Origin of the sequence: Legionella sp. 39-23 (assembly GCF_001897665.1) — a bacterium.
Lineage (GTDB): Bacteria > Pseudomonadota > Gammaproteobacteria > Legionellales > Legionellaceae > Legionella > Legionella steelei.
The window spans coordinates 226,971-241,004 of the sequence record NZ_MKTO01000038.1 but is presented as its reverse complement, the minus strand read 5'-3'; the positions used below and the strand labels follow the sequence as shown (position 1 = coordinate 241,004).

Here is a 14,034-nt window from a genome sequence, read left to right as displayed (position 1 = left end):
TACCGTATTTCATAAAGGAAAGGAGCATGTGTCATTCTCATCGCATGCCAAGGTCCGTATTCACATTATTTGGTCGAAACAGATTTGGATTCCGATTTGGTTTACTGTTAGGCCTATTTCTTATTTATGCTTCCTCCTATGCATCAAAAGTTATTGAACTACATATCAAAGGTGCGATTGGGCCGGCGACTGCAGATTATGTTGTCCGCAATATTGATAAGGCGCAACAGGCAGATTTAATTTTAATTATTATTGATACCCCCGGTGGACTCGAGGCGGCAACGCGCACAATCATTCAAAAATTTTTATCTTCTAATGTTCCTATCGTCACTTATGTCAGTCCCAATGGTGCACGTGCCGCAAGCGCTGGGACTTACTTGCTTTATGCCAGTACCTTGGCAGCTATGGCACCAGGAACACAATTGGGGGCCGCAAGCCCAGTTAATTTGGAAGCAGCAGGTTTGGGAAACGAGAGTACAAATAAGCCAACAACGATGGATAAAAAAATTACTAATGATGCTGTAGCAACAATACGTTCACTGGCTCAATTGAGAGGGCGAAATGCTGATTTTGCCCAAAAGGCTGTTGTGAATGCCGAAACATTAACTGCTACAGAAGCCTTGAAAGAAGGGGTCATTAATTATATTGCTGCTGATGAAAAGGATTTATTAGCGCAGTTGAATGGTGTATCCGTAATGCAGAACAATCAAAAAATTACGCTCAATACCAGTAGTCCCGACATTCAGCGCGTCGAAGCTGATTGGCGTACACGGTTTCTATCGATAATTACAGATCCCACGGTGGCATATCTGCTGCTGTTACTTGGAATATACGGTATCTTTTTTGAATTGGTCAATCCAGGACATTTATTACCGGGAGTAATAGGTGTTATATCAATGTGTATCGCACTGTATGCATTCCAATTATTACCAATTAATTATGCAGGCTTTTTCCTTATTATATTAGGTATAGGATTTATTATAGCGGAAGCATTTATTCCCGCTTATGGTTCGTTAGGTGGCGGCGGCACAATTGCTTTTATTATTGGGTCTATTATGTTACTGGATACCAATAATGCGTTGTATCATATCGCTTGGTCGGCAATAGCGGCAATGGTGTTGGTGAATATCGTTCTTTTTGTGATCTTACTCGGTATGGCGATAAAAGCAAGACGACAAAGTGTAAAGCATGGCGTTGTTGTTTTGTTAGGCGCGAAAGGACGAACATTGGGTGATATTAATCTAGAAGGACAAGCAATAATTCACGGTGAAATTTGGAGCGTGCGCGCAAAACAATTTATTGCAGCAAACACGTCAATAAAAGTCATTGCAGCTTCGGGACTGGTGTTGGATATTGAAGAAGATGCAGGTAATCAAGGAGGGTAAAAAATGGGACCTTTTTTAACGGTAATCATCGTACTGATCCTGCTGCTTTTGTTATCAGCAGTTAAAGTATTCAGAGAGTATGAACGGGGTGTTGTATTTATGCTGGGCCGCTTTTGGCGAGTAAAAGGACCTGGTTTAGTGCTTATTATTCCGGTAATCCAACAGGTGGTACGAGTCGACTTACGTACTATAGTTATGGATGTCCCCAGTCAAGACGTTATATCCAAAGATAACGTCTCTGTAAGAGTCAACGCGGTCTTATACTTCCGTGTCGTGGCTCCAGAAAATGCAATTATCCAGGTAGAGAATTATTATGAAGCAACCAGTCAATTGGCACAAACAACACTTCGTTCTGTGCTGGGGCAACATGAGCTCGACGAAATGCTTTCTGAACGGGAACGCTTAAATAGTGACGTACAAAAAATACTGGATGCACAAACAGACAACTGGGGTATTAAAGTGTCTAATGTAGAAATTAAGCGGGTTGATTTGGATGAGAGTATGATCCGGGCCATAGCGAGACAGGCAGAGGCAGAGCGTGAACGCCGCGCGAAAGTGATCCATGCCGAAGGGGAGTTACAAGCTTCCTCAAAATTATTGCAAGCATCACAAGTATTGGCGCAACAACCACAGGCGATGCAGCTACGATATTTGCAGACTTTAGCTACAATAGCAGGTACAAATAACTCAACTATTGTGTTTCCAATGCCAATGGAATTAGGCGACATTTTATCGAATATGGTTGCGAAAAAAAAATAAGTTTGCCTCCCCAATAACAACGATGGAATCGTAACCCAGGACTTTCCTATTGTCCCCGGGTTACGGCCTATGCTTACCTCCGGAAATGCGGTTGTGGATAAATAAAATCATCGAGAAATATCAAGTACAATATCAATACAACCTTTCGTTTATCCGGCTTTTATGATAGAACACTCATTTTGAAGCATTCATGAGGTGTTTACTGTGTCGATTAAATCAGATAGATGGATAGAAAAAATGGCGCTTGAACATGGAATGATCTCTCCATTTCAACCAGGGCAAGTGCGTGAAAAAGAAAATGGCAGAATTATTTCCTACGGTGTATCTAGCTATGGATATGATGTGCGTTGTGCTAATGAGTTTAAAATTTTTACTAACATTAATTCTGCTGTTGTGGATCCCAAAGCGTTTGATGAAAACAGTTTTGTTGATGTGCAATCCGATGTATGCATTATTCCTCCTAACTCGTTTGCACTAGCAAGAACCGTAGAGTATTTCCGAATTCCACGTAATATCTTAACCATTTGCCTTGGTAAGTCTACGTATGCGCGTTGTGGAATTATTGTTAATGTGACTCCTTTAGAACCAGAGTGGGAAGGACATGTCACTTTGGAATTTTCGAATACTACGACATTGCCTGCCAAGATTTATGCGCATGAGGGCGTAGCACAAATGCTGTTTTTAGAAGCTGCAGAAGTTTGTGCTGTTTCATATCGTGATCGTGGTGGAAAATATCAGGGACAGACAGGCGTCACGCTACCGCGGACTTAGTTTGGATAAAGATTGAATGTCCTAGCCCGGGTTTTGCGGTGCATCACCCAGGCTACGATTTCCGATCATTGGTGTGCAACAAATCAAGGTACCCTATTCTTCATCGGGTAACTTATATTTATCTCGTGATGCATCAACGCGTTCACGTAATTCTTTTCCTGGTTTAAAGTGAGGACTGTATTTTGCTTTAGTCACAACTTTTTCGCCAGTCTTGGGATTATGGGCATTACGTGGAGGTCTGTAATGAAGAGAAAAACTGCCAAATCCCCGAATTTCTATTCTTTGATTTTTAATGAGTGCATCACTCATTAATTCCAATATTTTATTTATTCCATCAGCAACTTGCTTTTCAGTAAGATGCGTCATTCGAGCAGCGATTTGTTCAATGAGTTCCGATTTGATCATACCCACCTCGTGTTGTCGCGTGTTTCAAAGTCTGCTACCAATACAGATTAGCTGACAATTGTCCCTTGTTTTATAAGTATAGACTGGGAAAAAAATTATTCAATATTTTCAAGACAGTTAGTCGATGTACTTTTTCGAGAATGAACATAAGCGAGGACGACTCCCCAGCTCATTTCAACTTTAACGCGTCTTATCAAAGTAAAATGGTCAGAGGATAATGTTTTACTGGTGGTAATAACGCTTTTCAGCTGTGATAGCTGATCCAGTTTTGCGCAAAGCTTTTCCCACGTAGGTCCAAAAAAAGCGGTGGAATTAATGAAGATAAGCGTTGCATCACTTAAATCTACCTCAAGAAAATTACCTAAAATAAATTTAATTTTTTTTGCTTGCATTGCATAATGTTCTATTTTTGCCAATTGCTCGGCTTGTTTGCACGCAACAAAATGGAGTTCGGGAAATAATTCAATTCCTACACTTTGACGTACGGGAAAGACCATGCTGCAGGCCAGCACTGCCTTGCCTGTCCCTGAGCCCAAATCATAGAAGACAGTAGTTTCATTGGGTTGGGTTAATGATATGAGCGCGATAAACGACGAAAATTCGATTTCTCCATAAGCGTATTCCATGGCATCGTATTCTTGGCGTGCATTTTTTGAGAGCATAAACCCGTTGACATCGGTATAGAGTTGGTGAAACACTTGGGCGTGTTTTTGTAACTTTAATGATTTTTGCCAGCGGTTTACATTGAGTTGCTTTCTTCGCAATCTTACATGAATGAGCAAGGTTAAGAGTACGAGAAGCATGCAAAACAAATAAGGTATCCAGGGTTTCAAAGTCATCCTTTAGTGATGTGACATGCCAAAAATTAGCAAGTGTTAATATATCCGATTTATTCGTTTTATATGTAGTTTGCCTAAATTTCATATCATTGCAAAGCATAAAAAGTCATTAATCGCTGTCTTATTATTGTATAATCGATTAAAATTATAGCATCCAGTATAAAATTTTAATTTTAAGTATTATTTTATTGCTATAATTTTTTTTGAGACACGTGCGAGGAATTGTAGATTTATGCTGATGATGTTGGGTAGTTAATATTTCCTTAATTTTGATTCATTAGAATGAAATTATATTGCGGGGCGGGAGAGTATTATGGCCGGTTTTTTTAATACTAGAGCTTATGTACATCATGAGCCTAGGCCACGTGCAGAATACAGTAATTTTATTAACGTCGGTACGGAACAATTTCATGCTGTTGCTGTAGCCCTGATTGATTCCTTACAAGGTACTTCCCAACGTGGTAATGATGTTACTCTGAAAAAAATTTTGGAGCGTTTTTATCTACATTTCCCCAAATATGTCAGTAATCAGCCGTATTTAACACTCCCAGAGCGTATGGGAATGCTACTCAATAGTTCTCGTAAGTCAGAATTAGTGGAGTGTATGGCATATGTACTACGTCAACTGGCAGTGGATGAGCTATATACACATCCGCTGATGTACCGTGAAGTATTTGATGGGTTAAGTGCTGAAACACCAAAAAGTTATTTGCGTGATCCCACAATTCAATTGCCCGCAAGTGCTTTAAATGCGTTGGCGCAGACACTGGGGGTTAGTATTACATTATCTTTTAAAGAACTCGGAAAGGAACTGAGAAAAAAAGAAGTATATGACGGAGAAGCATGATGTCTAAAATTAATTTAGTAATCCAAGTTCAAGGGGAGCAATATTTCCCTGCTGTGAAACATAAAGCAGACTTTGCGTATGTTGGTCAATTAGCCATTAATGCACCTGAGCCTGTTGAGAATACAAAGGAGCGGGGAGAAACACTGCATGATATTATTCATTTACTCGAAGAAGACAAAAAACAGCTGGTGCAGTCTTTCGAGCAATATAGAAAAGCGATTTTAAGCACACGTGAAGATGAAGAATTAACTCCCGAACTATTTCGCGCACGATTGCTGGATCTCTACATTAAACATTTATCGCAATCGAACAATACGGTATCCGTCGCTGCCTTAGCGCAGTCAAACGGGCAGCCGGTTATTGCTGGAGTACCTCAGAAAGAGCAGCAAGCAACCACAGAGATGTTAGCAAGTGCTTTAGCAGATTGGATTACCACAAAGCAAGTTGATGCAGACGATATATTTGAAGCGCTGGAAAAACGCTCTACGGTTACATTAGGCGGACAAGGTTTTTAAGTAGCGCCAAGTAGTTTATGTAGCCCGGATTATAAGTAATCGTAATCCGGGATTAAAGTGATGTTTTCGTATTATGTCATGCTACATATAAGGGTTTAAGTTGACACCATTGCTTGAACGATTTCGCTTTTACAGAAAGCCATGTTCTTTCATCCATGCATCATTCGGGAATTTAGACATATAATTGCGAATGGAGTCAGGCAAAATAACCAGACATTTTTGTCCTTTGCTTAACGATTTCGCAGCTTGTAATGCCGCCCACATTGCCGCTCCGGAAGAACCGCCTACCAATAAACCCTCTTCACGGATTAAATCCCTTGCAGTGTGAAATGAATTGCGATCGTTTATTTTAATGTACTTATCAATTAACGTATTATCCAAAACTTCTGGAAAGAAATCATAGCCTATTCCTTCTACGGCATAGGACTTAATTTCAGTGCCACCGCCAAGAATCGAGCCTTCGGGATCTACGCCAATAATTTGAATTTCTGGATTATATTCCTTCAGACGTCTTGCTATACCAGTAATTGTGCCCCCGGTGCCTACTCCGGCAACAATCATGTGTAAGTCTTTGCCAAAATCATCAATAATTTCCTGAGCTGTGCCTTGATAATGTGCATTGGGGTTATTGGGGTTTGCATATTGATCAAGAATATAGGAATTAGGAATTTCCGCATTCAACTTTTTCGCTAAAGAAATATGGCTTTCTGGATCATTATATGCTGCTTCCGTTGGAGTACGATAAATCTTTGCTCCCAAACGCTCAAGTACCGATTGTTTTTCCTGACTCATTTTTTCGGGCATCGTGATGATTACTTTGTACCCTAATACCGCACCTGCTAGTGCAATACCGATCCCTGTATTTCCGGAGGTCGGTTCAATCAATGTATAGCCAGGTTTGATATGGCCATCTCGTTCTGCATTAATAATCATTTCATATCCGATACGATCTTTAACGGATCCGCCTGGATTAAAAAACTCACATTTTGCAAAAAGTTCACAATCGAGCTCACGACCAAGACGATTAATTTTTACTGTGGGGGTTTGGCCTATGGTGGCAAGAATATTGGGATAAATCATATTAGTCCTTTAGTGAGAGAAATTTGATTTGATTATATGGTTTTTAGTTGAAAAAAAAAATTCTTGTATGATTAGGTGGTGATTTTAAATTTTTTAATTTATATTTAATTTCGAACTAACTGAAGCAGGGAGCTAAATATGATCAATTTAAAGTCACTTAAGTGGTGTTTGGGTATTGCTGTATCTTTAGGCTTGTGTGCGTGCATGGACATGCAACGTTCAGAACATGCAAATGCTCAGCACTATGAGCAAATGAATGCTCAGAAAGCACAACATACAACAGCGAAGCCTAAAGCGCAAAAAACTTACGCTTCAAAGGATCCTACTCAAAAAGCAACTCCAGGACCCAAACGCAACACTGCCCCACAGATTCCTGTAATACAATAATGTTGTGGCCTGGGTTAGGTACTCCCTAACTCGGGTTCTCTTTCCTGAGTTTTGTTTTTTCTTCACAGGCCGTATTCCTTAAAAAAACTGGCAGTAACATCAACATAGGTGTTAGTTTACCTAGGCTTGTAGTTTTTGACTTGCAACGGAATGACCTTCAATCTATGAAAAAGATGCATAGAATCACAAGGACTGTTTTATGCTTAGCCTCCTTTTTATTATCCTATAAATTTTTATTAGGGCCTGTAAACAGGCCCTAGTCTGTCCTACTTTGGTGCAATCATCTCTTCAGGTTTTACCAATTCTGCGAAACGTTCGGCGGTTAAAATGCCAAGTTTCACTGCGGCTTCTTGTAAAGAAGAGTTATCATGATGTGCGGTTTTAGCAATTTTTGCTGCGTTGTCATAGCCTATGTGTTGATTGAGAGCGGTGACGAGCATTAAAGAATGATGCAGGTAATAATCAATCACTTTATGATTGGCTTCGATTCCTTCGGCACAAAACTCTTGGAATGAATGACATGTATCAGCCAATAAATTGAGGGAGTGCAGTACATTAAAGATAATCACGGGTTTAAACACATTCAGTTCAAAATTGCCTTGGCTGTCTGCGATGCCAACAGTTGCGTCGTTGCCCAGTACTTGCGCGCAAACCATGGTCATGGCTTCACATTGGGTAGGATTCACTTTTCCAGGCATAATTGATGACCCAGGCTCGTTCTCAGGAATGATTAACTCGCCAATACCACAACGTGGTCCTGACGCTAACCAACGAATATCATTTGCAATTTTCATTAAAGCGCAAGCCAGGGTTTTCATTGCACCGTGTGCATTAACCAACGCTTCGTGCGATGCAAGCGCGGCAAATTTATTATGTGCGGTAACGAAAGGCAATTGGGTTATTTGAGCAATGTGTTGGGCTACTTTTGTTGCAAATTGAGGGTGAGTATTTAAACCAGTTCCTACAGCAGTTCCTCCTGCAGCTAATTCATAAAGCTCAGGTAATGCCCCTTCAAGTCGTTGCAGACAGGCATCCAGTTGGGCAACATAACCAGAAAACTCTTGCCCCAAGGTGATTGGCACGGCATCTTGTAAATGAGTTCGGCCTATTTTGACTATATCTTTAAATGCTGCCATTTTAACCGCTAAGGCATCACGCAAATTTTTTACTGCGGGGATCAATTTCTTATTAAAAGCAATTGCTGCCGCAATATGCATTGCTGTTGGGAATGTATCGTTTGAAGATTGAGACATATTTACATGATCATTAGGATGAATAGGCGATTTACTGCCCATGGCCCCACCTGCCAATTCAATGGCGCGATTTGAAATGACTTCATTGGCATTCATATTCGATTGAGTACCACTTCCTGTTTGCCACACGTGCAAAGGAAAATGCTCGTCTAACATGCCTTCACTGACTTCACCCGCAGCTTGCACAATTAAATCTGCTTTATCTTGAGGTAACTTCCCTAAGTCCAGGTTGGTTAATGCCGCTGCTTTCTTTAAGATGCCAAAGGCGTGAGTGACTTCACGCGGCATAATGTCTTTGCCTATATTAAAGTGATGTAATGATCGTTCGGTCTGCGCACCCCAATATTTGTTAGCAGGGACAGCAATTTCACCCATGCTATCAGATTCTATGCGTGTTTTGCTCATGGTTTTTAATTTCCTTAATGGCGTTTAGTGAAATAAAAAATTCTATCACATAGGGCAAAAATAAGTAATTTTTGTTATAGTGTTGCCAATTATAAATACGTAGCCTGGGTGCAGCGAAGCGGAACCTGGGATAGCATATTTTTCCGTCTCCCTAGTTCTGCCTCGCTGCACTCAGGCTACATCAAGAGAAACCAGTGCATGAGAGCGGTACGTATTTATCAACCTGGAAACTACCATACAGGCCAACTTTTAGAATTATCTCCCGAAGCCAGTCAGCACGTAGGCGTTGTTTTACGCATGCAGGTAGGTGAAAAGCTCACCTTATTTTCTGGTGATGATCGCGAGTTTGATGCAACGATAGATGCTGTGAAAAAAAAGCAGGTTATTGTAGTTGTTGGCTCGATAAATAAGGTGAGTCGTGAATCGCCATTGACTATCCATTTGGCACAAGCTGTTTCTAAGGGTGAGCGTATGGAGTTTGTCATGCAAAAAGCAGTCGAACTCGGTGTGGCCAGCATTACGCCTATTGTCACGGAGCGTTGCGTCGTTAAACTGGATAAAGAACGAATGAGCAAAAAGCTCCATCAATGGCAAGCAATTGCCATCGCCGCGTGCGAGCAATCAGGGCGTAATCATGTTCCTACAGTAAATCCGCCTATTAGTTTGGCATGTTATATCAGTGAAGTACCAGTTGGATTGAAGTTGATCTTGCATCCAGGTGAGAATAAAAACTGGCGAGATTATGAGATTGGCTCTTCTGCAATTGCGTTACTAATTGGTCCGGAAGGGGGATTAAGTGAGCATGAGGTTCAATTGGCTTGTCAGCATGGATTTCAGCTTTTATCCATGGGGCCAAGAATTTTACGCACTGAAACTGCGGCAATTACTGCATTAAGTGTATTGCAAGCAGTCGGAGGTGATCTATAATAATACTTGTAGTCCATCTCTCTCAATGCGAAAATCTAGAAGCATAATGGATTTTGAGTGCAGGTCGAATGAAAAGCCTTTTTAAAAAAAGCGCCTTTATAGATGATGTAGATAATTTTCCGAAGATTTTTCATTCAAACTATGCCAATATTCCTTGATGCAGAGTGAGTTTTGGTGATTAACTAATTTTAAACAACAGAGGTTGACTCATGAGTGATCTTATTAAAACAATATCAGATGCAAGTTTTGAACAGGATGTAATCAACGCAAATAAGCCCGTATTAGTTGATTTTTGGGCTGAGTGGTGTGGTCCTTGTCGTGCATTGACCCCTATATTAGAAGAAGTGGCTGCTTCTCATGGTGAGCAAGTAACTTTTGCCAAAATTAATATCGATGAGCATCCACAAACTCCTGCGAAGTTTGGTGTGATGAGTATTCCTACATTGATTTTATTTAAAAATGGTCAGGTTGAAGCAGTTAAAATGGGTTTGCTTTCAAAATCTCAATTAAGTGCTTTTGTTGAGAGCCACGTTTAATTTTTTATTTTTCTATATAAAAAATGTTGTATCTTTTAGTAAAGCTGTGATAGCCTGTTGCAATATGTGATATAATGTAAAATATATCACATAGGCAGCAGAATCCTTAGCTGCATTCTTGAATAATATTTTTCCCGGATACCCAATTCAAAATTAATCAACTAATCAAGTGAGAAGTATGAATCTTAGTGAACTTAAGCAATTGCCTATTGCCGATCTCTTTAACATCGCACAAGAGATTGGTGTCGAGAATCCTTCGCGTATGCGCAAACAAGAAATTATTTTTGCCATTCTTAAGGCCCACGCCTTAAAGGGTGAAGACATTCACGGTGATGGTGTTTTAGAAGTCCTGACTGATGGTTTTGGTTTCTTGCGTTCTGCCGACGGTTCTTATTTGGCAGGCCCTGATGATATTTATGTATCACCCAGTCAAATCAGACGTTTTGGTTTGCGTTCCGGAGATACGATTTCAGGTAAAATCCGTCCTCCCAAAGACAGCGAACGTTATTTTGCTTTGTTGAAAGTTGATGAAATCAATTATGATTCACCTGATAGTGCTAAACGGAAAATTTTATTTGAAAACCTTACTCCTTTATTTGCAACAGAGCGCTTGGTTATGGAGCAAGGAAATGGCAGCACTGAAGATTTGACGGCGCGAGTTGTTGATTTATGTGCTCCTTTCGGTCGAGGACAACGTGGTTTGATTGTTTCTCCACCCAAAGCAGGTAAAACATTAATGCTGCAAAACATCGCACGTTCTATAGAAAAAAATTATCCTGAATGTTACCTGATTGTCTTATTGATTGATGAGCGTCCTGAAGAGGTGACTGAAATGCAACGCTCGGTAAAAGGGGAAGTGGTTGCCAGTACCTTTGATGAGCCTGCTAACCGTCATGTGCAAGTTGCCGAAATGGTTATTGAAAAAGCTAAGCGTTTGGTTGAGCACAAGCGTGATGTGGTCATTTTACTTGACTCGATTACGCGTTTGGCTCGAGCGTACAACACGGTGATTCCTTCATCTGGTAAAGTACTCACCGGGGGGGTTGATGCCAATGCATTGCAAAGACCTAAGCGTTTATATGGTGCTGCACGTAATATAGAAGAAGGCGGTAGCTTGACCATTATTGCTACGGCACTGGTAGACACAGGCTCTAAAATGGATGAAGTGATTTACGAAGAATTCAAGGGAACCGGTAATATGGAAATCCATTTGAGTCGTAATATTTCTGAACGTCGTGTTTTCCCTGCAATTAACATTAACCGTTCAGGTACACGTCGTGAGGATCTGTTATTAAGCCCAGAAGACCTACAACGCACTTGGATATTGCGCAAAATTCTGCAATCTATGGATGAGTGTGATGCGATTGAATTCTTACTTGAGCGCATGAAGAATCATAAAACCAATGCTGAATTCTTTGATGCAATGAAACGTCAAGAGTAGCATCTGTTATAAAAATTGTAGCCTGGGTGAAGGCGCAGCCGTAACCCGGGAATGGTTGAGTTCTTTTCAAACTGCCATTTGAAACAATAAGTCAGATAAAAAACTGAATTAGCAAAGCAGTTTTTGGCTTTGAAAGAAGGTTTATTTTTTAGTTTTGGTATAAACTTTCCCCGGATTACGGCTGCGCCTTCACCCAGGCTACTCACCATCATTAAGTTAAGAGTCCCTCCCACGCTTGTGAGGAGAGGCTTAAACTTTCTTCCTTATAGGAGGAAGGGAAATTTCTTGATTCAATGGCAGCTAGGTTACTAGGGGATAATTAATGAAATACTCTGACTTAAGAGATTTTATTGCACAACTCGAATCGCGTGATTTATTAAAACGCATATCCTATCCTGTATCACCTTATCTTGAAATGACGGCAGTCAGTGATCGAGTGCTCCGTGCTGGCGGTCCTGCGCTTCTTTTTACGAATACTCCAAACCATCACATGCCAGTTTTAACTAATTTATTTGGTACTGTTGAACGTGTGGCTATGGGCATGGGTGAAGACAGCATTAGTGCCTTGCGTGAGGTGGGTAAATTATTGGCTGCTTTAAAGGAGCCGGATCCCCCCAAGGGATTTAAAGATGCTTTTAATAAACTCCCATTGTTAAAGCAGGCATTGAATATGGCACCAAAATATGTGAGTGGTGCAGAGTGTCAAAATCATGTTTGGGAAAAAGATGAGGTTGATCTTACCTCGTTACCGATTCAAACCTGCTGGCCTAAAGATGCTGCTCCATTAATTACCTGGGGACTCGTAACGACCAAGGGACCTCAGCAAACGCGTGAAAATATGGGGATATACCGTCAGCAATTGTTGAGCAAAAATCAATTGATTATGCGTTGGCTCTCCCATCGAGGAGGGGCATTGGATTATCAAGCATGGCAAAAAGCTTATCCAGGCGAGCGTTTCCCTATTGCAGTGACTCTTGGAGCAGATCCCGCAACAATACTTGCAGCAGTTACACCTGTCCCTGATACTTTGTCTGAATATGCTTTTGCAGGATTATTACGCGGCCAACGTACCCGTTTAACACGGTGTATTGGCAATGATCTGCATGTCCCTGCGAGTGCTGAGATCATTTTGGAGGGTTATTTAGAGCCTGGAGTTGAGGCGCCTGAAGGACCTTATGGCGATCACACTGGCTATTATAATGAAGTACAATCGTTTCCAGTGTTTACTGTGGAACGCATGACCCATCGAGATAATCCTATTTATCATAGTACGTATACTGGTCGTCCGCCCGATGAGCCTGCCATTTTAGGTGTAGCATTAAATGAGGTGTTTATTCCCTTATTGCAGAAACAGTTCCCAGAAATTGTTGATTTCTATTTGCCGCCGGAAGGATGTTCTTATCGTTTGGCGGTAGTTACTATGAAGAAGCAGTATCCTGGGCATGCGAAGCGAATTATGATGGCGGTGTGGTCATTCCTAAGGCAATTTATGTATACCAAATTTGTGATCGTCTGTGATGATGACATTGACGCGCGCAACTGGCAGGATGTAATTTGGGCGATGACGACACGTATGGACCCTGCACGAGATACGGTGATGATGGAAAATACTCCAATTGATTATCTGGATTTTGCTTCACCAGTTTCCGGGTTAGGCTCAAAAATAGGAATGGATGCAACCAATAAATGGCCAGGAGAAACGCAAAGAGAATGGGGAGAGCCCATTGTGATGGATGAAGAGATCTTAAAAAAGGTCAATGGTTATTGGTCTTCTTTGGGGTTAGATAAATGAAGGAACGAACGATCAAAGCGCTTGTCGAAGATATTTCGCCGTTGACAGATAGCATTATGCGCTTGGTTTTAACACCAGAAAACTATTTAGCTTATCAAGCAGGACAATACTTACAAATTGTTTTTGGTGAAGAAGCGTTTAGCTATTCTATTGCTAATGCACCATTAGGCTCTCACAAATATGAACTGCATATTCGCCATAGTTTAGATAACCCTTATAATCAGCGATTATTTGCCCATATTAAAAAGTATGGTTCGGTGAATATTCGGTTGCCTTTTGGCACATGTTCCATTGAACATTTGCATCCGCAACGCCCTATATTATTTATCGCAGGCGGTACTGGGTTTGCGCCTGTAAAAGCAATGATAGAGCACTTATTATCAACATCGGATGTCCGACCTTTCGAACTGTTTTGGGGGGCTCGCTTGCAAAATGATTTATATATGGATGAAAAGGTAACGAGTTGGCAAACACACGTGAGTCGTTTTAACTATTTTTCTTCTGTATCGGAGGATAATAGTGTGCCTCTTGTTTCCTTTGTACTTGCCAAGCATCCACATGATCTTGGTGCCTGGCAAATAGTCATTAGTGGACCTTTTGATATGGTGTACAGTACACGTGATGCATTAGTAAATAATGGTGTTTCACCGGCTCATTTATTTTCAGATGCATTTAGTTTTGAAGCAAAATAA

At 40.8% G+C, this 14,034-nt stretch carries 15 protein-coding genes; 11 read left to right on the top strand and 4 right to left on the bottom strand.

What is annotated here, in order from left to right; translation table 11 throughout:
* The first annotated feature begins 44 nt into the window (after positions 1-44).
* The 3 genes from BGO44_RS14950 (at position 45) to dcd (ending at position 2,915) form a co-directional block, all read left to right on the top strand.
* On the top strand, positions 45-1,385 hold the full coding sequence (locus tag BGO44_RS14950; protein ID WP_157070769.1) for an NfeD family protein: 1,341 nt from the start codon (positions 45-47) through the stop codon (positions 1,383-1,385).
* A 3-nt stretch (positions 1,386-1,388) separates the two neighbouring features.
* Positions 1,389-2,144 carry a slipin family protein gene (locus BGO44_RS14945; RefSeq protein WP_058511454.1) on the top strand — a complete coding sequence of 252 codons (756 nt, stop codon included), beginning with the start codon at positions 1,389-1,391 and terminating at the stop codon, positions 2,142-2,144.
* A 204-nt stretch (positions 2,145-2,348) separates the two neighbouring features.
* Positions 2,349-2,915, top strand: coding sequence for a dCTP deaminase (dcd, locus tag BGO44_RS14940; RefSeq protein WP_058511455.1), 567 nt, complete (start codon positions 2,349-2,351; stop codon positions 2,913-2,915).
* 93 nt (positions 2,916-3,008) lie between these two features.
* On the opposite strand, the gene BGO44_RS14935 is transcribed toward dcd, so the two are convergent.
* Positions 3,009-3,320 carry an integration host factor subunit beta gene (locus tag BGO44_RS14935; protein ID WP_058511456.1) on the bottom strand — a complete coding sequence of 104 codons (312 nt, stop codon included), beginning with the start codon at positions 3,318-3,320 and terminating at the stop codon, positions 3,009-3,011.
* 95 nt (positions 3,321-3,415) lie between these two features.
* Entirely contained in the window at positions 3,416-4,159 is a 744-nt protein-coding gene (locus BGO44_RS14930) for a class I SAM-dependent methyltransferase (protein ID WP_058511457.1), read from the bottom strand.
* A gap of 313 nt (positions 4,160-4,472) precedes the next feature.
* On the opposite strand from BGO44_RS14930, the gene BGO44_RS14925 reads away from it, so the two are divergent.
* Entirely contained in the window at positions 4,473-5,006 is a 534-nt protein-coding gene (locus BGO44_RS14925; RefSeq protein ID WP_058511458.1) for a hypothetical protein, read from the top strand.
* Entirely contained in the window at positions 5,003-5,521 is a 519-nt protein-coding gene (locus BGO44_RS14920; protein WP_058511459.1) for a hypothetical protein, read from the top strand. Before BGO44_RS14925 ends, BGO44_RS14920 begins: the two co-directional genes overlap by 4 nt.
* Positions 5,522-5,650: 129 nt before the next feature.
* Here the strand turns inward: BGO44_RS14920 and BGO44_RS14915 are convergent, their stop codons facing one another.
* Positions 5,651-6,601 carry a pyridoxal-phosphate dependent enzyme gene (locus BGO44_RS14915; RefSeq protein WP_273198691.1) on the bottom strand — a complete coding sequence of 317 codons (951 nt, stop codon included), beginning with the start codon at positions 6,599-6,601 and terminating at the stop codon, positions 5,651-5,653.
* A 138-nt stretch (positions 6,602-6,739) separates the two neighbouring features.
* Between BGO44_RS14915 and BGO44_RS14910 the strand changes: the two genes are divergently transcribed.
* Entirely contained in the window at positions 6,740-6,988 is a 249-nt protein-coding gene (locus BGO44_RS14910; RefSeq protein ID WP_058511461.1) for a hypothetical protein, read from the top strand.
* A 266-nt stretch (positions 6,989-7,254) separates the two neighbouring features.
* Here BGO44_RS14910 and fumC read toward each other — a convergent pair whose 3' ends face one another.
* Positions 7,255-8,646 (bottom strand): class II fumarate hydratase, encoded by a 1,392-nt coding sequence (gene fumC / locus BGO44_RS14905; protein ID WP_273198693.1) that lies wholly within the window; start codon positions 8,644-8,646, stop codon positions 7,255-7,257.
* 198 nt (positions 8,647-8,844) lie between these two features.
* On the opposite strand from fumC, the gene BGO44_RS14900 reads away from it, so the two are divergent.
* From BGO44_RS14900 to BGO44_RS14880, 5 genes are all read left to right on the top strand, one after another.
* Complete coding sequence (locus tag BGO44_RS14900; protein ID WP_058511463.1) at positions 8,845-9,573, top strand: 16S rRNA (uracil(1498)-N(3))-methyltransferase; 729 nt, start codon at positions 8,845-8,847, stop codon at positions 9,571-9,573.
* Positions 9,574-9,782: 209 nt separating this feature from the next.
* A complete protein-coding gene (gene trxA / locus BGO44_RS14895) occupies positions 9,783-10,109 on the top strand; it encodes a thioredoxin (protein ID WP_058511464.1) in 327 nt (108 codons plus the stop codon).
* A 178-nt stretch (positions 10,110-10,287) separates the two neighbouring features.
* Positions 10,288-11,550, top strand: coding sequence for a transcription termination factor Rho (gene rho, locus BGO44_RS14890; RefSeq protein WP_019232746.1), 1,263 nt, complete (start codon positions 10,288-10,290; stop codon positions 11,548-11,550).
* Positions 11,551-11,872: 322 nt separating this feature from the next.
* Positions 11,873-13,342, top strand: coding sequence for a 4-hydroxy-3-polyprenylbenzoate decarboxylase (ubiD, locus tag BGO44_RS14885; protein ID WP_058511465.1), 1,470 nt, complete (start codon positions 11,873-11,875; stop codon positions 13,340-13,342).
* Entirely contained in the window at positions 13,339-14,034 is a 696-nt protein-coding gene (locus BGO44_RS14880; protein ID WP_273198698.1) for an NAD(P)H-flavin reductase, read from the top strand. The genes ubiD and BGO44_RS14880 overlap by 4 nt, the downstream gene beginning before the upstream one ends.